The following is a 20039-nucleotide window of genomic DNA, read 5'->3' as shown; positions in this document are numbered from 1 at the left end:
GGTTATCTTGGCGTGGTGCTCCTCGATCAGGTTTCCAAGCGGTACGGGCGCGGGCCCTGGGTGCTGCGCGACCTCTCTCTGGAGGTGTCCGGCCTGACCGTGCTGACCGGCGCGAACGGCACCGGGAAGTCGACGTTGCTCAAGATCGCCGCCGGGGTGCTGAAGCCGACGTCTGGACGTGTCTCGCGACCTGCTTCGATCGGTTACGTGCCCGAGCGTTTTCCCTCTGACGTCAAGATGTCCGCTTCGGCGTATTTGGCGCACATGGGACGGATCCGGCGTGCCGAGGCGAACGACGTGCTGGAACGGCTCGGTTTCGTCGGCTCGATGACGTCGCCGATGTCGGAGCTGTCCAAGGGCAACGCGCAGAAGGTCGCGCTGGCGCAGGCTTTTCTGGCCTCGGACGTGCTGGTGCTCGACGAGCCGTGGACCGGCCTCGACGCCTCGGCGGCCGCCGAACTGGTGTCGTTGCTGGAGGAACGGACGGCGCTGGTGTCCGATCACGAGGGACACCTGGCTTCCGCGACGCGCGTGGACCTCGCGGGTGGGCACGTGACGATCGATCTCAGCCGGGTTTCCGCGTTGGACGTCCTGGAAGCGTTGGAAGGCGTGCGGTCGGTGCAGGCCCGCGGGTCGTCCGTGCGGGTGGTCGTGGCGCCGGACCGCAGTGATCAGGTCCTCGCCGAGGCGTTGCGGCTCGGGTGCTCGGTGCGGAGTGTGCGGTGATCTCCCTCGTAAGGTACCTCGCCGCTGATGTCTTTCGCGGGCAACGGTATTTGGCGCCTCTGCTGGTGTTCCTCGGCGTGATGGGGATGCTGTTCTCCTCCGACGCCGGGCAGCCGCTGGAGGCGTACTCGGGGTCGTCGGCGTTGCTCTACCCGATCGCGGCGTGGATGGCCGTCGTGGTGGCGACGTCCGAGGACGTGGTGCGGCGCGAGATCACCGTCGTGTCCGCCGGTGGGTGGTCGCGGGTGCTGACGGCGGCCGCGCTGGTCTCGGTGTTGATCGCGCTGGCGATGGCACTGCTGGCGGCGGTGTGGCCGGTGGTGACGAACCCGCACCCGTACACGGCGGGCGAATTCTTTGTCGGACTCGCCGCGCATACTGGATGTGCGTTGCTGGGCGTCGGTGTGGGCCTGATGTTCGCCCGCCCCGTTTTCGACTCCATCGGGCGCACCGTGCTGGCGGTGTTCTCGGTGGTGGTGCTGACCTATCCGCTCGGGCGGGCCACTCCGCTCGGGTGGGTGCTGGACGCGCTGGGGCACAACAGGGCGTCGCTGTCCTTGCTGGGGACGGTGGCGGTCGGTGTCGCCCTGGTGGCAGCCGCGGTCGTGGCCGGGGTGCGGCGGGCCTGATGCGGGTCAACGTGCTCGGGCCGCTGCAGGTCGTGGCCGTGGACGGCGCACCGGTCGAGGTGCGCGGTAAACGGCTGCGCTGGTTGCTGATCCGGCTGGCGATGGAACCCGGCCACGTCGTGGCGGCGGACCGGCTGATCGCCGATCTGTGGCCGGACGAGCCACCGGTGGACGGTCCCGCCGCGTTGCAGTCGCTCGTGTCGCGGCTGCGGCGGTCGGTCGGTGCCGGGGTGATCTCGTCGCACGCGTCGGGGTACCGGCTGGAGGCGTCGACCGACGTCGAGGCCTTCGCACGGACGCGTGACGCGGCGTTGTGGCGCGGGGCGGCGTTCGAGGAGGCGCCGTTCGCTCTCGACGAGGCCGTACGCCTGGCGTTGCTGCGCGACGACCTCGCGGGGCTGGAGGCCTTGGCGGCCGCGCATCCGTTGCGCGAGGACGTCCAGGCCCGGTTGATGCTGGCGCTGAACGCCGCCGGACGGCGGTCGGACGCGTTGGCGGTGTTCGCGCGCGTTCGCTCGGCCTTGGCCGACGAACTGGGCGTGGATCCCGGTGAGGCGCTGGCGGCCGCCCACCTGACGGTGCTGCGCGAGCGCGTCTCGCGGGGCAACCTGCCGGCGCCGGTCGGTTCGTTCGTCGGGCGTGCCGGCGACCTGGCAGCTCTGGTGGAGCTGTTGCGGGACAACCGGCTGGTGACGCTGACCGGGTTCGGCGGCGTGGGCAAGACGCGCCTCGCGCTGACGCATGCCGCGTCGGTGCCGCAGGCGTGGTTCGTCGAGCTGGACTCGGCGGCCGAACCGCTCGCGGCGCTGGACGCCGCCCTGGGTCCGAACCCGTTGGCGGCCCCGCTGTTCTCGCGGCTCGGGTCGTCGCTGGTGGTGCTCGACAACTGCGAGCACGTCGTGGACGCGGCCGCCGCGTTGTGCGTGCGGTTGCTGGCCGAGGCGCCGGACGCGCGCGTGCTCGCGACCTCACGCGAGCCGCTGGGAATTCCGGGCGAGGTCGTGCACCCGGTGGCGCCGCTCGGCCTCGACCACGCGGTCGGGCTGTTCTCCGCACGGGTCGGCTCCGCGCTGGATCCCGGCGTCGTGCGGCGGGTTTGTGCTGCCCTGGACGGGATTCCGCTCGCGCTGGAACTCGCGGCGGCCCGCGCCCGATCGTTGTCGGCGGCGCAGCTGGAGTCGCGGGTGGACAGCCGGCTGCGGCTGCTGGACCGCGGCGCGCGGACCGGGCCGGCGCGGCACCGGACGTTGCGTGCCGTGATCGACTGGAGCTGGGAACTGCTGGACGATGCCGAACGCACGCTGCTGGCGCGGCTGGCCGTGTTCGTCGGTGGGGCGACGGCCGAGGCGGTGCATTTCGTGTGCGGGGCAGGCTCGCGCAGGGGTACCCCCGAGCTGGGAACCCCTACATCTCAACGTACTCAGGAGGTCCGACAAGATCAGGACCTCTGGGACACCGAGGACCTGCTGGCCGCGCTCGTCGAGAAGTCGCTGGTCGTTCGTTCGGGCGAGCGCTACCGGTTGCTGGAGACCGTGCGCGAGTACGCGTTGGAGCAGGGCCGAACCGATCCCGCCCGGCACGCCGCCTATTACGTCGCGCTGGCCGAGCGGAACGAACCGCTGCTGCGAGGCCCGGAGCAACTGGACGCGTTGAAGGTCTTCGACGTGGAACGGTCGAACCTCGACGCGGCGCAGGCGTGGGCTGTCCGGCACGACGTGACCGTCGCGCGGCGCATGATGGCCGCGCGCACGTGGCATTGGCTGGTGATGACCAAGCGGTTCGAGGAGATCCGCCGCTGGGCCGCGCTCACGCCGGACGACCCGCTCTCGGAGGTGCTGGCCTCGCTCGGCACGCCGGCCGCCCTCGCAGCGGCGGAGCGGTTGTGGGAGGAGGACCTCCCGACGGCGCTGTGCGCGTTGATGCTGACCAGCGGGCAGATCTGGGGTCAGACCGCGCTGGCGGAACGGCTCGAGGTGCTGGCCGGTCGGCTGGAGCGGTCGCCGGACGCGTGGATGCGCGCGTTCGCGGCGCTCGTGCGCGGGCTGGTGGCCGGTGAGTTCAGCGAGGGTTCCGCGCCGCGGGCGGAGACGGCGTACCGGGAGGCGCTGCGCGGGTTCCGGGCGGTGGGGGACCGGTGGGCCGTGGTGTTCGGGCTGTCCTGCCTGGTCATGGTGCTGATCAACCGGGGAGCGTTCGCCGAGGGCTTCCAGGCGGTCTCCGAGGCGCGGCAGGTGGCCGCCGAGCTGGGCGAGCCGGAGTCCGTGCTGGTACCGATGTCGGTGCTCATGCAGGCGGCGCGCATCAAGATCAGGATCGGTGACCTCGCCGGCGCCCGTGAGGACCTGGAACTGGTGCCGCCCTCCCCGTTCGGCCTGGACCGGGCACGGATCACGCAGGCCTACGGTGAGATGGCGTACTTCAGCGGCGACTTCGAGCAGGCCGTCACGTTGTACCGGCAGGCGCTCGACGCCACGGAGGACTCGCCCGCCAGGCAGTTCCGCGCCACCGTCCACGCCGGACTGGGACTGGCGCTGACCCGCCTCGGTCAACTCGGGGAGGCGGGCGAGCACCACGGGCACGCGCTCGACACCGTCAACAGGAGCGCTGACGGCCCGGCCCGCGCGATGGTGCTGGAGTGGTACGCGGACTGGTTGTGCGCCCAGGGCGACACACGCGGTGCGCGGGACGCCCTGGGCGAGGCGGAACGGCTACGCGGCGGTCCGAGCAGCGACCCGGCGGTGGTGCAGCTGCGTGACCGGGTTCGCGCCGAAGTAGGCGTCGATCGCTGACCGGCCGATCGCGGCGACGTACCCGTCGGGGCGCACGAGCACCGGGCCGTCGGGGAAGTCGAGCGTCACGAAGTCCGGGCCGCGCAGCAGGTCGAAGATCCGGCCCTGCTCGGTGACGCCGTCGGGCATGCGGTCGCCTACCTGCAGGCCTTCACCGTCGGTCGTCCGGTACGACAGCGAGAGCTGCAGCGTCTCGTCACTGCGCCGTTCGAACGGGTTGCCGGACATCACGAGCGCGGTCGTCATGCCCAGCAGCCACTCCGCGACGGGCTTGCGCTCGGACTCGTAGGTGTCGAGCAGCGTCTCCATCGCGAGCTTCCAGCCCAGGTTGTAGGCGTCCTGGATGCCGGTGTTCATGCCCTGCGCGCCGGCGGGAGAGTGCACGTGGGCTGCGTCGCCCGCGAGGAACACCCGGCCGGTGCGGAACCTGTCGACCATGCGGATGTTGGTGCGGTACAACGACATCCACGTCGCGTCGTGCAGGATCACGTCGTCCAGGCCGGTGCGGTCGCGGACGATCTCCCGGTACAGCTCCAGGGACGGCTCACCGTCGCCGGTCGCCTGGAACTGGAAGAGGTCGGTGCCGGGCAACGGGCAGAGGGCGAGCCACTTGTCCATGCGGCCACCCCACTGGTGCCAGTGATCGCGGTCGAGACCGGAGACCCGGACGTCGCCGATGAGCATCCGCAGGTCCTCATGGGTCTCGCCGACGAACGAGACGCCGAGTTCCTTGCGCACGAAAGACTTACCGCCGTCGCACCCGACCAGGTAGTTCGCGCGTACGGTTTCCCCACCCACCACCGCCGTCACTCCGGAGTCGTCCTGGGTGAACGACGTCAGCGGCATCCCGTACTCGACGGCCTGGGGGAGAGCCTCGCGTAGGACCTGCTCGACCCGGAACTGCGGGATGAGCATCGTGCGGGCGTAAGGGCGCTCGGTCGTGGGGTGGCGGCCCTCGTGCACGTCCCACTCGCGCAGCACCTCGCGGCCCCGGTAGGCGCGCATGGTGAGGTCGAGCCGGCCGGACGCCAGCACCGGCTCGATCACGCCCAGGTCGTGGAAGACCTCCATGCTGCGCGGCTGCAGGCCCTTGCCGCGCGAGCCGGCGAACGGCGCCGACGAAGCGTCGACGATGCGGAACGGGACGCCGCGCCGGGAGAGGTCGAGCGCCAGGGTGAGGCCGGTCGGGCCGGCACCGATGATCAGAACCTGAATGTCCATGAGCAGAGATTCGGCCTGCGAACTGCCACGGCCCTGTCACCGCGCTGTTGCGGGTGACAGGGCCGTGTCTGACCAGCGAATACTTACTTCTTGAGCAGCTCGATCAGCGCGTCGACGTCCTTCGGCTCGAAGCCACGGAACAGCGTGAGCGCCAGCTCGTAGTACGAGCGGACCGGGCTGACGTACCACTTGCCGTCGACCTCGGTCGAGACGACGCCGACGCCGGACTTCATGACCGACCCGGCCACCCGGCCGATGACGTCGATCGCCTCGGCGGGGATCTGCTTGCCGCCCTGCTGCTTCAGCAGCTGCGTGATCTCGCTCGCGCACAGCTTCTGCGAGCCCTGGCCGGGCACGTCGGCCGCGTAGCAGTCACCCTCGCGGGTGATCGTCATGGTCTCGCCCTCCGCGGTGATCGACAGCTTCTTGACCGTGACCTGCTTGCCGCCGGTCACGTCCTTGACGTCGGTCTCCAGCGCGTTGAGCTTGGCGCCGGTCGGCTTCTGCTTGCCGGCCTCGGCCAGCAGCAACGGGCCGAGGTCCTGCAGCACACCGGCCTCGTCGGGCGGCAGCAGCGCGATGACCTTCGTCAGGTCGCTGTCCAGCGCAGCGTTCACCATCTGCTTCGCGGCGTCCTCCGCCGAGCTCGCGCCCTGCGCCGCGATGCCCTGCGCCGGCCACTTCTTCTTGTCCTCCTCCAGGACCGCGTTGGCGATCGTGTAGAAGGCGCTCGGGTACCACTTGTCGCCGACCTTGATCGACGCGATGCCGATCGGCATACCGCGCTTCTTCACCTCGGCGGTGATGTCGACGGTCTCGGACTTCGACGTGGTCGTGCTGAACTCGGTGCCGAGCGCGTCCACGAGCTTGTCGGTGAGCGGGATCTTCGACGCGTCCGAGGTGATCGTGATCTTGCCCTCGACCAGCTTGTTGATGGTGAGGTGGTCGTTGATCTTCTCGGCGGCCGCCTCGTCGAACTTGATGTTCTCGCTCTTGAACTCGACGCCGGTCAGCTTGTTCGGGTCGGCTTCTGGCTTGAGGATCTCGAGACGCTTCATCTCCTTCGTCATCGAGTCCATGTAGTCCTTGGACAGCGCGGCCTCGGCGGGTGCCAGCGACGCCATGATGCCGACGACGTCACCGCTGCCCAGCTGCTCGATGAGGTTCTTCGCCGCGACGGCCGGGGTGTCCTGACCCGCGTTCGTGCCGGGGTCGGCCTTCTTCAGCGCGAAGAACGTGACGCCGCCGCCGATCAGCAGCAGCACCGCGACGACGGCCGTGACGACCAGGCCGGTGCGCTTCTTCTTCGGCGGCTCGCCGCCCATCGGCGCGTAGCCGAACGGCTGCTGCTCGAAGCCCTGCTGCGGAAAGCCCTGCGGGCCCGTCTGCGGGTAACCCTGCTGCGGGTAGCCCTGCTGGGGATAACCCTGCGGCCCGGTCTGCGGCGGCTGCGGGAATCCCTGCGGCCCGGTCTGGGGGTAGCCGCCCTGCTGCGGGTATCCACCCGGCTGCTGCGGCTGCTGCGGGTAGCCGCCCTGCTGCGGCTGCTGGCCGTACGGGTTGTTCTGCGGCTGCCACTGGCCGCCGCCGCCACCTGGGTAGCTCACGGTTTTCCTCCCGGAGTAATCACTGCGCTGCGCCTGTTGGAGGTGAGCACCGTGATCGCCCCCACGATCGTCAGTACGGCACCGGCAAGTGTCGTTATTGGTCCGGAGATGCTGATTCCGACCAAAGCACCCTTGCTGTCCCCTTGGACTGTGGCTAGTAGGGCCACGGTTCCCCCGATCGTGCCAAAGACAAGGCCGACGCACGCGGCAAACCGTGGAAATCGGACTACGTAGAGACCAATCGCGACCATGGCCAGTGGCGTTAGCCCCACCCAGATCGACGTCACGACGGTGCCCGCCACCCCGTCCAACCCGGCGAGATCACGGAGCGAGAGCACTTCGTAACTGTCCCTCGTGGTCGATCCGGATTTCAGCCACGGCAAGAACGTCCCGGTGATGGTGGTGACCAAGCCCACTGCCGCGATCGCGGCTCCCACAGCGCTGCGCACGGGGACTAGTGTGAACCGATGGCCTCGGAGGCGTGCGCAGCGGCACGGGCGCTGGTCGCGTCCGCCCACCGGATCACGGTGCTGACCGGGGCCGGAGTCTCCACGGATTCGGGCATCCCCGACTTCCGCGGCCCGGACGGGCTGTGGACGCGCGACGCCGACGCCGGGCTCGGGGCGACGCTGGACGACTACCTCTCCGACCCCGCGGTGCGCAGGCGCTCCTGGCGGGCGAAGCTCGACAGTCCCGTGTGGACCGCGAAGCCGAACGCCGCGCACCGGGCGTTGGTGGAACTGGAACGGTCCGGCCGGTTGCGCACCGTGGTCACGCAGAACATCGACGGCCTGCACCAGAAGGCGGGCTCCGACGCGCATCGCGTGCTGGAGTTGCACGGCACGTTGCACGCCACCGTGTGCCTGGGATGCGGTGCCACGGGCCCGATGCGGGACGCGTTGAAGCGCGTCGCCGAGGGCGAGCAGGAGCCGGACTGCCCGCGCTGCCGGGGAATCCTCAAGTCCGCCACGGTCTCGTTCGGGCAGGAACTCGACGGCGAGGTGCTGCGCCGCGCCCGCCTCGCCGCCCTGGACTGCGATGTGCTGCTGGTGGCGGGAACATCGCTCTCCGTGCAGCCCGCCGCGGGCCTCGTGCCGCTGGCGGCCAAAGCCGGTGCCCAGGTCATCATCTGCAACGCCGAACCCACGCCGTACGACTCCGTGGCGGCCGTTGTGCTGCACGAACCCGTCGCCGACGTGCTTCCCGATCTCAGTTCCGTTCCTCCATCCGGGGGAGGCAAATTCTCGTCCTGGGGAGATCCGAGCACCTGGTCGTAGGGTCGCTTCATGCGCGTACCGCTGATCACCACGGACTTCCTGGACCGCGCGTCGTTCGCGTTCGGAGCGACGACGGCGGCCATCGACGAACCGGACCAGCCCGCGAAGCCGGTCGCGACGACGACGTACGCCGAGATGGCGACCCGTGTGCGCGCGTGGCAGGCCGGGTTCGACGCACTGGGCGTCGGCGAGGGCGAACGGGTCGCCGTCGTCAGCCACAACTCCGCGCGGATGCTGGAACTGCTGCACGCGCTTCCCGGCAGCGGGCGCATCTGCGTGCCGGTGAACTTCCGCCTGCGCCTTGACGAGGTGAAGTACATCGTCGAGCACAGCGGCGCGTCGGCGTTGTTCGTCGACCCCGAGCTGGAACTGGACGACGTCGTGGCGCGCCACCGGTTCACGCTCGGCGAGGAGTCCGAGTCGCTGCTTCGGTTCGATGTGGAGCCACGGCCGTGGAGCGCGCCCTCGGAGGACGCGACAGCCACCATCAACTACACGTCCGGAACGACCGCGCGCCCCAAGGGTGTGCAGCTGACGCACCGCAACATCTGGCTGAACGCGGTCACGTTCGCCATGCACACCCGTGCGTGGGAGGGCGACGTGTACATGCACGTGCTGCCGATGTTCCACTGCAACGGCTGGGGAATGCCGTTCGGACTCGCGGGCCTCGGTGTGCCGCAGGTGGTGCTGCGCAAGGTCGATGGCGCCGAGATCCTGCGCCGTGTGCGCGACCACGGCGTCACGCTCATGTGTGGCGCACCGGCCGTGTGGAACGCCGTGCTGGACGCAGCGCAGACGTGGGACGGCGAGATCCCCGGCCGTGACACCGTACGGATCGTGTGTGCCGGTGCGCCGCCGCCCTCGCGCACGATCCAGCGGGTGACCGAGGAACTCGGCTGGGAGTTCCTGCAGATCTACGGCCTCACCGAGACGGCGCCGCTGCTCACCTTCAACCGGGCCCAGCCGGGTCCGGAGGGTGAGGAGAAGGCGAAGAAGCAGTCACGGGCGGGCGCGCCGGCCCTGGGCGCGCAGCTGCGGATCTCCGAGAACGGCGAGGTGCTCGCGCGGTCGAACGTGGTCATGGAGGGCTACTGGGAGAACCCGGAGTCCACCGCGGACGCGATCGAGGACGGCTGGTTCCGCACCGGCGACGGCGGCTACTTCGACGACGACGGCCACCTGACGATCTCCGACCGCAAGAAGGACGTGATCATCACCGGCGGCGAGAACGTCTCGTCCATCGAGGTCGAGGACTGCCTGTTCTCGCACCCAGCCGTCGCCGAGGTCGCGGTCATCGGCGTGCCCCACGAGAAGTGGGGTGAAACGATCAAGGCGCTCGTCGTGCTCTCCGGTGAGGTCACCGAGGCGGAGCTGATCAAGCACTGCAAGGAGCGACTCGCCGGGTACAAGGCGCCGACGTCGATCGAGTTCCGCGACTCGATCCCGCGCACGGCGACCGGCAAGATCCAGAAGTTCAAGCTCCGCGAGCCGTACTGGGCAGGCAGGGACCGCGGCGTCAACTAGTCCATACCGGCGACACGCCAGACTTCGATCGTCCCAAAAGGACCACCGACCGTGTTCCACTGTGACACGTGTGGTTGACGGTGCGTTAGTTCCTGATGCGCCGGATGCGTCTGATTGGTCTAATGCGGTTGGAGGTGATGTCCCGTGTTGACACGACTCTCCGCCGTGGTCGCGGTGTTGATGACGGCCGTCCTCACGGGGACGGCCGCTGCCGTGCCGCCTCCTCCGCCGAACCCCAGTGACTCGGAGATCTCGGCGTCACGGGCAGAGGCGGACGCGAAGGCGGCCCGCGTCGGCGAGCTGACCGGGCGGCTCACGCAGGCGGAGTCACGCCTGCAGGAGCTGCTCGACGAGGTCTCGTACAAACGCGAGCTCGCCAACAAGGCCCGGGTGGACCTGGAAACGGCGATCTCGGAGGCCGAGACCGCCCGCCGTGAGGCTTCGGCCGCCCGTGTCGAGGCCGACGCGGCCTCCAAGGCCGTGGAGAAGAGCCGCCTCGAACTGGACGAGTTCGCGGCCGCCTCCTACGCGCAGGGCACGACCGTCGGGTCGTTCTCCGCGTACATCGGCGCCAAGTCGCCGGAGGACCTGCTGGCCCGTGCCCAGATGCTGGAGGCGGTGTCCGCGTCCAGCCTGAACCGGCTCGACCAGGTGACCCGCGACCAGGGCACGGCCGCGAACCTCGACTCCGCCGCCCGTGCCGCGCTGCAGAAGGCGGAGGCGAAGCAGGCCGCCGCCGACGAGGCCAAGAAGGTCGCCGAGCAGGCCCAGCAGGTGGCCGTGGACGCGCACTCGGCGCAGGCAGCGGCGACCGAGGAGCTGCAGTCCAACAAGGACGCCGTCGAGCGTGAGCTCGCCTCGGCGCGAGGTGCCGTCAACGGGCTGGAAGCGCAACGCCAGCAGTACGACCAGTGGACCGAGGCCAAGAAGCGCGAGGACGAGGAGAACGCCCGCAGGGCCGCCGCGGCAGCCGCTGCCGCTGCCGCCGCCGCTCCGCAGGCTCAGGCTCAGGCACCTCGCCCGGCAGCCTCGGCGCCCGCGCCGTCCGGCAACCGCGTGCAGACCGTGATCAACCGGGCGTTGGCTCAGCGCGGTGTCATCTACGCGTGGGGCGGCGGGAACCACTACGGCCCGACGTACGGCGTGCGCGACGGCGGCGTCGCCGACTCGTACGGCGACTACCGCAAGATCGGCTTCGACTGCTCGGGCCTGATGATGTACGCCTTCGCGGGCGCTGGCGTGTACCTGCCGCACTACAGCGGCTACCAGTACAACTCCGGCCGCAAGGTGCCGTTGTCGCAGATGGCCCCCGGCGACATGATCTTCTGGGGCCCTGGCGGCGGCACGCACGTGGCGTTGTACCTGGGCGGCGGGATGATGGTGGAGGCGCCGCATTCCGGTGCCGTGGTGCGGATCTCCCCCGTGCGGTACGGCGGGATCATGCCGTACGTGACTCGCATGCTGTGATCGGATCGGTGGCCCGCCGGGAGCGGGCCACCGTATCTGTCGCTCAGAGGTCACGTGCCCAGAGTTGGCCGGTCACGTCGTGGCCGAAGCTGTGCTGGGGTGTTTCCTCGACCAGTTCGAACCCGTGCGCCTCGTAGATCTTCCTGGCGGACGCGAGGCCGGCGACCGTCCACAACACCATGCGTTCGTAGCCCGCTTTCTGGGCGAACTCGATGCACGTGCTGACGAGTTTGTTGCCCGCGCCGTGGCCACGCGCGTTCGGATGCACGAGCAGCACGCGCAACTTCGCCGTCGTGTCGTCCTCACGAACGCAGAGCACGCATCCGATGCGTTGGCCGTCGAGTTCGGCGATCCACGCACCCTCTCTCGCGGGGTCGTGGTCGTCCGCGTAGTCGCCGACGATCTTGGCGACCAACGCCTCGAACGAGGTGTCCCAGGCGAGTTCGGACGCGTAGAGCTCGCCGTGTGCCTGGACCACCCAGCCGAGGTCACCGGGCCGGCCGAGCGGGCGGATCAGCATGGTCGCCTCCACTGACACGACTGTTTCAGTCATGCCAAGATACTGCCATGCCGTCCGCCCGGGAGACCGAACTGCTCGAAGCCGCCTACCGGTACGTGCTCACCCACGGCCTCGCGGACGTGTCGCTGCGGCCGTTGGCGGCGGCCATCGGATCGAGCACACGCGTGCTGCTCTACCTGTTCGGCAGCAAGGAAGGCCTGGTCAGGGCTCTGCTGGCGCGGGCGCGTGCCGACGAACTGGAGCTGCTCGCCGACATCGGCACCGGTCCCGGCGTCGTCGCGCGGCTGTGGGAGTGGCTGTCCGCGCCCGCGCACCGGCCGTTGCTGACGTTGTGGCTGGAGGCCTACGCGCGTTCTCTCGTGGAGCCTGACGGGCCGTGGGCGGGCTTCGCGCGTGCGACTGTGGAGGACTGGCTGGAGGTGTTGCGCGCCGCTCAGCCCGAGGACGTGCGCGACACCGCTGCCGGACTGGCGTCGCGCACGCGTGACCTCGCGTTGCTGCGGGGCGCGTTGCTCGACCTGCTCGCGACGGGGGACGGCGAGCGCGTCACCGCGGCGGTGGGGGCTAGTTTTGCCGGGTGAAGATCGTGGTGTTCGGTGCGTCCGGAATGGTCGGTCAGGGCGCGTTGCGGGAGTGCCTGCTCGACCCGGTCGTCGACTCCGTGGTCACGGTCGGGCGCTCGCCGTCGGCCGTGGCGGATCCCAAGCTGCGGCACGTGGTGCACGCCGACTTCGGTGACCTGTCGCCGATCGCGGCGGACCTGGCCGACGCCGATGCGTGCTTCTACTGCATGGGCGTGACGTCCGCGGGTCTGAGCGAGGCCGAGTACACGCCCGTGACGCACGACTACGCGGTTGAGGCCGCACGCGTCGTCGGCGGCACCTATGTGTACGTGTCCGGTGAGGGCGCCGACGCCGAGAGCAAGACGATGTGGGCGCGGGTGAAGGGACGCACGGAGAACGAGCTGCTGGCGCTGGACCGGCCGGTGTTCGTGGTGCGACCGGGCTTCATCCAGCCACGGCACGGGATCACGTCGCGCACCCGCATCTACCGCTACGTCTACTCGTGGTCCTCGTGGCTCATGCCGGTGCTGAAGAAGGTGGCGCCGAAGTTCGTCACGAGCACCGACGAGCTCGGACGCGCGATGGTGGCGCTGGCCAAGGGCGCTCAGGCGGCGCGGGTGCTGCGCAGCGACGAGATCAACCGGATCGCGGGATGACGCTCGAGGAGGCCATCCGCGAGTACCAGGAGGACGGCTACGAGGTCACGCACGTCGTGGAGTCCGTGTGCGGCGGGTGCGGCGAGAAGTCGTTCCACGTCCAGATGACCGAGGACCAGGCGCTGCGCCGGACCTGCCTCGGCTGCGGCCTCGCGGAGTTCATCGCCGACTCCGAGGAGCACTGGGACGACGAGGACGCGGAGGAGTGCGAGTGCACCTGCGGCGGCGAGGAGTTCGCCGCCGCGCTCGGGTCGTCGTGCCGCCCGGACGGCGAGGTGCGCTGGCTGACCGTCGGGCTGCGCTGCCTGAAGTGCGGGCTCTGTGGCGTGTACGAGGACTGGAAGATCGACTACATGCCGAGCAGGCACCTCATCACGCAGGCCTGACCGCGTCCCGAGTTGGAGATGCCGGTGTCGGACCTCGTCGTTACGATCGGGTGCCATGGGCGATTTCAAGATCGGCGACACCGTTCAGATCACCGGCACGACGATGACGGGCAACGTCGGCACCGTCGTCCACTTCGACGACGAGCGCGGGAAGATCCTCGTGCGCATCAGTGCCGACACGCAGAACTACTTCCCGGCCGGTGAGCTGAAGAAGTTCTCCGCCTAGGACTCGAACGCGTCCTCGGTCTTCACGACGCCCGCGGTGCGGCCCGGCGCCGTGTGGTTCTCCCAGTACAGGTTCGTGTGCGCGATGACCTTGTCCGGGGTGGGCGCGCCGTACTCCGACAGGTCCTCGGTCGTGTGCGCGTCGCTGACCAGCAGAGCGTCGTAGCCGCGCACCACGGCGCCGTGCAGGGTCGAGCGGATGCACTCGTCGGTCTGCGCGCCGGACACCACGAGGCTGCCGATTCCCTTGCCCGCCAGCACTTCCTCGAGGTCCGTCGCCTCGAACGAGTCGGCGTAGGTCTTGTGCACCACGGGTTCGCCGTCGGCGACCTTGAGCTCGGGCACGAACTGCCAGCCGTCGGACTCCTTGGGCATGTGCTCGGCGTTGCTGTGCTGCACCCACACGACGTCGACACCGGCCGCGCGCGCCTTGCCGACGAGGGCGGCGACGTTGGCGACGACCTCGTCGCGGTTGTGGGCGTGGTTCACCACGCCGTTCTGGACATCGATCACGAGCAACGCGGTGCCGGGGCGGTTCGCCAGAGTCGTCACGCGGCCAGCTTAGGCCGCTTCCGATGGCGTGCAAGGGTGTTCCGTCGACTGTGGACGGCCGCACGCGTGCGGCTCAGCGGGAACGCAGCCGCCGCAACATCCGGGCGTCCTCGAAACCGACGTTGCGCGCGGCGGTCTCGACCGTGGCGCCTTGACTGATCAGGTGTTCGGCCCGTTCGACGCGCAACGCCTGCTGGTACTTCAACGGCGTCATGCCCGTCGCACGGCCGAACAACCGCGTCACGGTCCGTTCGCTGCAACCGGCGTGGACGGCGAGGTCCGCGAGCGAGAGACGGTCGGCGAGGCGTGACTCGATGACGTCCTGAACGCGGTGCACGGTCTCGTTGATGTGCGAGCGGTGCCGCAGCAGCACGCTGGCTTGCTGGTCGTCACCGTTCCTGCGCGCGTAGATGACCATCGTGCGTGCGATCGCGGCGGCGACCGTGGGCCCGTGGCGTACGGCGACCAGATGCAACGCGAGGTCGATGCCGCTCGCGATGCCCGCGGACGTCACGACCCTGTTGTCCTCCACGAACAAGACGTCACGCACGACGTGTGCTGCGGGATAGCGCCGTGCGAGTTCCTCCTGCAGTTCGTGATGTGTGGTGCAACGCCGTCCGTCGAGCAAACCGGCGCGCCCCAACGCATCCGCGCCGGCACACACACTCGCCACCGTGCCGCCGTTGGCGTGGTGCGCGCGCACCCACGCCAACGCGCGTTCGCTCAGATGTCCGGTGCCCACGATCTTCGGCGACCGCCACCCCGGCACGAACACGAGGTCGTCCACCTCAAGAGAGGGCAACTCACGTGACGCGCCCAGCGGCACGCCCTGATGGCTGGGCACGGTGTCCATGTCGCCGACGTAGGACAGCGCGTACCCGTCCACCAGGTCGGCGGCGCTGGAGAACACCTGCGCCGGCCCCGCGAGGTCGAGCAGGTGCAGTCCAGGAACGAGCAGGAAGACGACTCTGGTCACGATCCGGTCAGCGTAGCGACATCCGAGATCCGCGCGAACCGGCCCGCCAGCACGTACTCGGTCCGCTCGATGATCTCCTCGACCCCGAGCACCTTCCCGGTCCGCCAGTGCGGCAACGGCGTAGTGGCGGTCGCGTCCGTCACGAAGGTCATGTCGAACCCGAGATCCGACCCGACCCGCGTGGTCGTCTCGCAACACTGCTCGGTCCGGATGCCGCTGATCAGCAACTCCCGCACCCCCCGCGTCGTCAGCGTCTGCTGCAGGTTCGTCGTGGTGAACGCGTTGTGCGCGGTCTTGGTCAGCACCGGCTCGTCGTCGAGGGGCTTGAGCCCGTCGATCAGCCGCACGTGACCCAGCGCGGGGTCGAACACGTCGCCGGAGCCGGGCTCGGAGTGCAGCACCCACACCACCAGGTCACCGGCGTCGCGGCTCAGGTCGACCAGCTGGTTCACCTTGCCGACGACGTCCGGGTTGGACACCTCGGCCCAGTTGGGGCGCTGACGGAACGACTCCTGCACGTCGATGACGATCAATGCTCGCTTCATGACCACCAGCCTGGTCGGCGCGGGCACCGGGCACGAGGCACGACCCGGCCGAGGAGCGGACGGATCCGGTCACCGCGCGAAGATCGGGTTGTGGACGTTCACGTGCTGGCCGGCGATCCCGCAGACCCCCACCTGGGCGCGCACAGACGGTGCCCAGATCGACGTGCTGCTGCTCGCGGGTCTCCTCGCTCCTGGTCAGAGAGGGCGGCGGCCCGCGAACCCCAGGTCCGTCCGGTGGTACCAGACCAGTTCGCGGTCGCCTTCGAGCCAGCACAGCAGCACCGGCACGCCGTCCATCTCCGACGGGAAGTCCACCAGCAGTGGCGCGAAGCCCTTCAGCTCCGCCCCGGTCGCCTGCACGGTCTCCATCAGCTCGTCCAGCCGGGCCTGCGCGGCCTTGAACTCCGGCAACCCGCCCAGCGAGGACCCGCCGACGGCGAGTTCGGCGGCGTCGGCCCGCAGGCGCACGATCTCGTCCAGCGACGGCAGCAGGCGTTCGAGTTCGGTCCTGGCTTCGGCGAGGGTGAACAGTGGCACGGCGCCAAGGCTGGCACAGTGGCGGGAATGACGTGGCGACTGGGTGACCTCACCGTGAACCGGATCGGGTTCGGCGCGATGCGGCTGCCGCAGCGGGGGACGGCGTTCGACCGCCGGGCCGAGCCGCGCGACCGCGGGCAGGCGATCGAGGTGCTGCGCAGGGCCGTCGAGCTCGGGGTCAACCACGTCGACACGGCCGCCTTCTACTTCTCCGCCACGCGGTCGGCGAACGAGCTGATCAACAGCGCGCTCTCGCCGTACCCGGAGGACCTGGTGATCGTCACCAAGGTCGGGCCCGGCCGCACGCCGCAGGGGGAGTGGCTGCCGCTCGCGACGCCGCGGCAGCTGCGGGGACAGGTCGAGGAGAACCTGCGGCAGCTCGGCCGCGACCACCTCGACGTGGTCAACCTGCGGGTGAGCGGGCTGGACGACGTCAGCGCGCACTTCGAGCAGCTCGCGGCGCTCCGGCAGGACGGGCTGATCCGGCACCTCGGGCTGTCCAACGTCAAGCCGCACCACCTCGACCAGGCGCAGCGGATCGCGCCCGTGGTGTGCGTGCAGAACTCCTACGGGCTCGGGCACCACCCCGAGCAGGACGACTTCGTCGGCGTCTGCGGGGAGCGGGGCGTCGCGTACGTGCCGTTCTTCGCGCTCACCGGCGCCAACCAGGAGGCCGGCACGTCGGCCGACGACGACGTGGTCACCGAGATCGCGCACGCCCGCAACGTCTCGCCCGCGCAGATCCGGCTGGCGTGGACGCTCGCGAGAGGCCCGCACGTGCTGGTCATCCCGGGCACGGGCGACCCGGAGCACCTGCGGCAGAACGTCGAGGCGGGACGGCTGAGCCTCACCACGGATGAGCTCACCCGCCTCGACGCCGCGCACCTCAACGGGAGCTGATCCGCCGGAACAGCCAGGTGGCCCACCCGAAGGCCACGACCAGCAGGCCGCCCGACCACGCCAGTGCGAGCCAGCCCGACGACACGGGCTGGTCGGTCAGCAGAGCGCGGACGGTCTCGATGACCGGCGTGATCGGCTGGTGTTCGCTGACGGCGCGCAGCCAGGTCGGCATCGTCGCCACCGGCACGAACGCGCTGCTCAGGTACGGGATGAACAGCATGAAGAAGCCGAGCAGGCTGGCCGACTCGACGGTGCGCGCGATCACCCCGAAGCCCGCCGCGAGCCATGACAGCGCCAGTACGTAGAGCAGCAGCACGCCCATCGCCAGGATCCAGGAACCCAGCGACGCGGTCGGCCGGAAGCCCATCAACAAAGCCACCAGCACCACCGCGAACGTCGCCAGGGCGTTGCGGGCGACCGACGCGACGACGTGGCCGGTCAGCACGGTGAAACCGCTCATCGGCATCGAGCGGAACCGGTCGACCACGCCCTTCTTCATGTCGTCGGCCACGGACATCGCGGTGGACGTGGCGCCGTAGCCGGTGCACAGCACGAGGATGCCGGGAACCACGTAGTCCACATAGGACTGCGTCGAGCTGATCGCGCCGCCGAACACGTAGACGAACAACGCCATCATCAGCACCGGCAGCACGACCGCCATGATCAGGGTGTCGAGGTTGCGGCGGCTCAGCCGGATGCCGCGGCCGATCATCGTCAGCGAGACGGTCATGCCGCCACCGCCGTCAAGGTGGTGAAGACGTCGTCCAGGGTCGGGCGGTGCGCGGACACCCGCGACACGCTCACCCGCGCCGCCAGCAACTCGTCCAGCACGTGGTGCAGATGAACGGCACTGCCGTCGGACGGCACGCTCAGCGTCAGTCCGTCGGCCACTCCACCGGCCACGGCCTGCGCTCGCAACGCGTCCTCGGCACACGAGAAGGTCAGGTCCAGGCGGGTGCCGCCGACCGAGTTCTTCAACGCGTCCGCGGTGCCGTCCGCGACGACGCCTCCGTTGTGCAGCACCACGATCCGGTCGGCGAGGCGGTCGGCCTCCTCCAGGTACTGGGTGGTGAGGAAGATCGTCACGCCGTCGCGCACCAGGTCGCCGATCGCGTCCCACATCGTCGTGCGGCTGACCGGGTCGAGGCCGGTGGTCGGCTCGTCCAGGAACAGCAGCCGCGGCCGTGCCACCAGGCTCATCGCGAGGTCCAGGCGCCGGCGCATGCCGCCGGAGTAGGTGCGCACCCGCCGGTCCGCCGCGTCGAGCAGGTCGAACCGCTCCAGCAACGCGACAGCCCTCGCACGGGCCGCGGGCCGGGTGAAACGGCGCAGCCGGGCGATCATGACCAGGTTCTCCCGGCCGGTCTGCTCCTCGTCCACCGCCGCGTACTGGCCGGTCAGGCTGATCACGCCGCGCACGGCCGCGCCCTCCCGCTCCACGTCGAACCCGCACACGCGGGCCGCGCCGCCATCGGGCCTGGTCAGCGTGCTCAGGATGCGGATCGCGGTGGTCTTGCCCGCGCCGTTGGGCCCGAGCAACGCGAGCACGGATCCTTCCGCGACCTTCAGGTCCAGGCCGTTCAACACGGTGTTCGAGCCGTATCTCTTCGTCAGACCCTCTGTCTCGACGATCATGGAACCCCCTTTTATGCGTACCTAATACGCAAAACCTAAATGAGCGTATGGCATACGCATCTGTTTGACTAGAGGGCATGAAGAGGGGGCGCAAGCCGACCATCGACGCCGCCGACATCACGCGGGCCGCCATCGCGGTCGCGGACGCCGAGGGGCTCGCCGCCGTGTCGATGGCCCGCGTCGCGCAGGAGATGGGCAACGCGACGATGGCGCTCTATCGGCACGTGAAGAGCAAGGACGAGCTCCTCACGCTGATGGGCGACGCCGCGATGGACGACCCGCCCCCGTTGCCGGACGGCGACTGGCGCGACCAGCTCGGGTTCTGGGCGAAAGCGGTGCTCAAGACCATCCGCAAGCGCCAGTGGGTCCTGCAGATCCCGATCAGTGGCCCGCCGCTCGGCCCGAGGAACCTCGCCTGGTTCGACAGCGCGCTCGGCGCGCTCGACGGCACGCCGCTGGAGGCGGGGGAGAAGGTCGGCGTCGTGATGGGCCTGATCACGTTCGTGCACGGGGAGGCGCGCCTGACCGCCACGCTGACCCAGGGCTACGGGGACAACCCCGCGGCGTTCAGTGACGAGTACGGACGCAAGCTGCGCGAGATCGTCGACCCGCGCAAGATGCCCGCGCTCGCCAAGATCATCGCGGCCGGTGTGTTCGACGTGGACGATCTCTACGACGCCGAGGACGTGGCGGCGGAGTTCGACTTCGGCCTGCACCTGTTCCTGGAGGGCGTCGCGACGCACATCGGAGGCAGGGCATGACGTACGCGGTGATCATCCTCACCGGCGGCATGGGCGAACGGCTCGGTGGCGTCGACAAGGCCGCACTGTCCTATCGAGACGCGACGCTGCTCGACCACGTCCTGTCCGTTGTGGACGACGCGAGTCAGAAAGTCGTTGTGGGCCCGGAGAAGGACCTGCCCGGCGTCATCTGGGCACGCGAGGACCCGCCCGGCGGAGGACCGCTCGCCGGACTGGCCGCCGGACTGGCGAAGATCACCGAGGAGTGGGTCGCGGTGCTCGCCGTCGACCAGCCAGGCCTCACGAAGGACACCATCGCGAGGCTGCGCGGCGCGGGACGCAACGCCGTGCTCTCCGACGACCGCGTGCAGTGGCTGATCGGCTTCTGGAACGTCGCTGAGCTGCGCGAAGCCCTCCCCGAAGATCCACGGAATCTGCCGTTGCGCAAGACTCTGCTGGTGCTCGACCCCGTCGAAGTGTCCGCTTTGCCCGGTGAGGCTCAGGACGTCGACACACCCGCCGACCTGGACACCCTTCACAGCGGTTGAACAGGCGAAGGGTAAG

General features: G+C 69.7%; 23 protein-coding genes. 13 read left to right on the top strand and 10 right to left on the bottom strand.

Going from position 1 to position 20039, the window contains the following annotated elements:
• Positions 1-15: 15 nt before the first annotated feature.
• The 3 genes from OG205_RS17910 to OG205_RS17900 are packed head-to-tail and all read left to right on the top strand — an operon-like array spanning position 16 to position 4144.
• A complete protein-coding gene (locus tag OG205_RS17910; protein ID WP_330277385.1) occupies positions 16-726 on the top strand; it encodes an ABC transporter ATP-binding protein in 711 nt (236 codons plus the stop codon).
• The gene (locus OG205_RS17905; RefSeq protein ID WP_330277384.1) at positions 723-1355 is read left to right on the top strand and encodes a hypothetical protein; all 633 of its coding nucleotides are present in this window, start codon (positions 723-725) and stop codon (positions 1353-1355) included. The genes OG205_RS17910 and OG205_RS17905 overlap by 4 nt, the downstream gene beginning before the upstream one ends.
• On the top strand, positions 1355-4144 hold the full coding sequence (locus OG205_RS17900; RefSeq protein WP_330277383.1) for a BTAD domain-containing putative transcriptional regulator: 2790 nt from the start codon (positions 1355-1357) through the stop codon (positions 4142-4144). Before OG205_RS17905 ends, OG205_RS17900 begins: the two co-directional genes overlap by 1 nt.
• Here OG205_RS17900 and OG205_RS17895 read toward each other — a convergent pair.
• The 3 genes from OG205_RS17895 to OG205_RS17885 all read right to left on the bottom strand — a co-directional run bounded on the left by OG205_RS17895 (position 4064) and on the right by OG205_RS17885 (position 7421).
• Positions 4064-5365 carry an FAD-dependent monooxygenase gene (locus OG205_RS17895; RefSeq protein ID WP_330277382.1) on the bottom strand — a complete coding sequence of 434 codons (1302 nt, stop codon included), beginning with the start codon at positions 5363-5365 and terminating at the stop codon, positions 4064-4066. The genes OG205_RS17900 and OG205_RS17895 overlap by 81 nt on opposite strands.
• A gap of 83 nt (positions 5366-5448) precedes the next feature.
• Positions 5449-6972, bottom strand: coding sequence for a proline-rich domain-containing protein (locus tag OG205_RS17890; protein ID WP_330277381.1), 1524 nt, complete (start codon positions 6970-6972; stop codon positions 5449-5451).
• Positions 6969-7421: a hypothetical protein gene (locus tag OG205_RS17885; protein ID WP_330277380.1), complete on the bottom strand. Its 453-nt coding sequence runs from the start codon at positions 7419-7421 to the stop codon at positions 6969-6971. Before OG205_RS17885 ends, OG205_RS17890 begins: the two co-directional genes overlap by 4 nt.
• Before the next feature lie 18 nt (positions 7422-7439).
• Here OG205_RS17885 and OG205_RS17880 point away from each other — a divergent pair, with 18 nt between their 5' ends.
• From OG205_RS17880 to OG205_RS17870, 3 genes are all read left to right on the top strand, one after another.
• Positions 7440-8249, top strand: a complete 810-nt coding sequence (locus OG205_RS17880) for an SIR2 family NAD-dependent protein deacylase (protein WP_330277379.1) — start codon at positions 7440-7442, stop codon at positions 8247-8249.
• A gap of 9 nt (positions 8250-8258) precedes the next feature.
• Positions 8259-9773, top strand: coding sequence for a class I adenylate-forming enzyme family protein (locus OG205_RS17875; protein WP_330277378.1), 1515 nt, complete (start codon positions 8259-8261; stop codon positions 9771-9773).
• A 144-nt stretch (positions 9774-9917) separates the two neighbouring features.
• The gene (locus tag OG205_RS17870; RefSeq protein WP_330277377.1) at positions 9918-11240 is read left to right on the top strand and encodes an NlpC/P60 family protein; all 1323 of its coding nucleotides are present in this window, start codon (positions 9918-9920) and stop codon (positions 11238-11240) included.
• A 43-nt stretch (positions 11241-11283) separates the two neighbouring features.
• Here the strand turns inward: OG205_RS17870 and OG205_RS17865 are convergent, their stop codons facing one another.
• A complete protein-coding gene (locus OG205_RS17865) occupies positions 11284-11793 on the bottom strand; it encodes a GNAT family N-acetyltransferase (protein ID WP_330277376.1) in 510 nt (169 codons plus the stop codon).
• 14 nt (positions 11794-11807) lie between these two features.
• Here OG205_RS17865 and OG205_RS17860 point away from each other — a divergent pair, with 14 nt between their 5' ends.
• From OG205_RS17860 to OG205_RS17845, 4 genes are read left to right on the top strand one after another with little or no spacing between them, the layout of a single operon-like run.
• Positions 11808-12341, top strand: coding sequence for a TetR/AcrR family transcriptional regulator (locus tag OG205_RS17860; RefSeq protein ID WP_330277375.1), 534 nt, complete (start codon positions 11808-11810; stop codon positions 12339-12341).
• Positions 12338-12979, top strand: coding sequence for an epimerase (locus OG205_RS17855; protein ID WP_330277374.1), 642 nt, complete (start codon positions 12338-12340; stop codon positions 12977-12979). The genes OG205_RS17860 and OG205_RS17855 overlap by 4 nt, the downstream gene beginning before the upstream one ends.
• Positions 12976-13365 carry a hypothetical protein gene (locus OG205_RS17850; RefSeq protein ID WP_330277373.1) on the top strand — a complete coding sequence of 130 codons (390 nt, stop codon included), beginning with the start codon at positions 12976-12978 and terminating at the stop codon, positions 13363-13365. The genes OG205_RS17855 and OG205_RS17850 overlap by 4 nt, the downstream gene beginning before the upstream one ends.
• Positions 13366-13420: 55 nt before the next feature.
• A complete protein-coding gene (locus tag OG205_RS17845) occupies positions 13421-13591 on the top strand; it encodes a hypothetical protein (protein ID WP_330277372.1) in 171 nt (56 codons plus the stop codon).
• On the opposite strand, the gene OG205_RS17840 is transcribed toward OG205_RS17845, so the two are convergent.
• From OG205_RS17840 to OG205_RS17825, 4 genes are all read right to left on the bottom strand, one after another.
• Positions 13588-14142, bottom strand: a complete 555-nt coding sequence (locus OG205_RS17840; protein ID WP_330277371.1) for an isochorismatase family protein — start codon at positions 14140-14142, stop codon at positions 13588-13590. The two genes, OG205_RS17845 and OG205_RS17840, sit on opposite strands and share 4 nt — an antisense overlap.
• 73 nt (positions 14143-14215) lie before the next feature.
• Entirely contained in the window at positions 14216-15118 is a 903-nt protein-coding gene (locus tag OG205_RS17835; protein ID WP_330277370.1) for a GlxA family transcriptional regulator, read from the bottom strand.
• Positions 15115-15663: a cysteine hydrolase family protein gene (locus OG205_RS17830; RefSeq protein WP_093588544.1), complete on the bottom strand. Its 549-nt coding sequence runs from the start codon at positions 15661-15663 to the stop codon at positions 15115-15117. The genes OG205_RS17835 and OG205_RS17830 overlap by 4 nt, the downstream gene beginning before the upstream one ends.
• A 195-nt stretch (positions 15664-15858) precedes the next feature.
• Complete coding sequence (locus OG205_RS17825; protein ID WP_330277369.1) at positions 15859-16200, bottom strand: DUF2203 domain-containing protein; 342 nt, start codon at positions 16198-16200, stop codon at positions 15859-15861.
• Positions 16201-16227: 27 nt separating this feature from the next.
• Between OG205_RS17825 and OG205_RS17820 the strand changes: the two genes are divergently transcribed.
• The gene (locus OG205_RS17820) at positions 16228-17100 is read left to right on the top strand and encodes an aldo/keto reductase (protein ID WP_330277368.1); all 873 of its coding nucleotides are present in this window, start codon (positions 16228-16230) and stop codon (positions 17098-17100) included.
• Here the strand turns inward: OG205_RS17820 and OG205_RS17815 are convergent.
• Positions 17087-17830: an ABC transporter permease gene (locus tag OG205_RS17815; protein WP_330277367.1), complete on the bottom strand. Its 744-nt coding sequence runs from the start codon at positions 17828-17830 to the stop codon at positions 17087-17089. The two genes, OG205_RS17820 and OG205_RS17815, sit on opposite strands and share 14 nt — an antisense overlap.
• A complete protein-coding gene (locus tag OG205_RS17810; RefSeq protein ID WP_330277366.1) occupies positions 17827-18735 on the bottom strand; it encodes an ATP-binding cassette domain-containing protein in 909 nt (302 codons plus the stop codon). The genes OG205_RS17815 and OG205_RS17810 overlap by 4 nt, the downstream gene beginning before the upstream one ends.
• 77 nt (positions 18736-18812) lie before the next feature.
• Between OG205_RS17810 and OG205_RS17805 the strand changes: the two genes are divergently transcribed.
• The gene (locus OG205_RS17805; protein WP_330277365.1) at positions 18813-19496 is read left to right on the top strand and encodes a TetR/AcrR family transcriptional regulator; all 684 of its coding nucleotides are present in this window, start codon (positions 18813-18815) and stop codon (positions 19494-19496) included.
• Complete coding sequence (gene mobA / locus OG205_RS17800; protein ID WP_330277364.1) at positions 19493-20023, top strand: molybdenum cofactor guanylyltransferase; 531 nt, start codon at positions 19493-19495, stop codon at positions 20021-20023. Before OG205_RS17805 ends, mobA begins: the two co-directional genes overlap by 4 nt.
• Positions 20024-20039 lie beyond the last annotated feature (16 nt).

Source organism: Lentzea sp. NBC_00516 (genome assembly GCF_036346835.1).
Lineage (GTDB): Bacteria > Actinomycetota > Actinomycetes > Mycobacteriales > Pseudonocardiaceae > Lentzea > Lentzea sokolovensis.
Note: the sequence above shows the minus strand (reverse complement) of the source record. Positions and strands in the feature narration are given on the sequence as shown.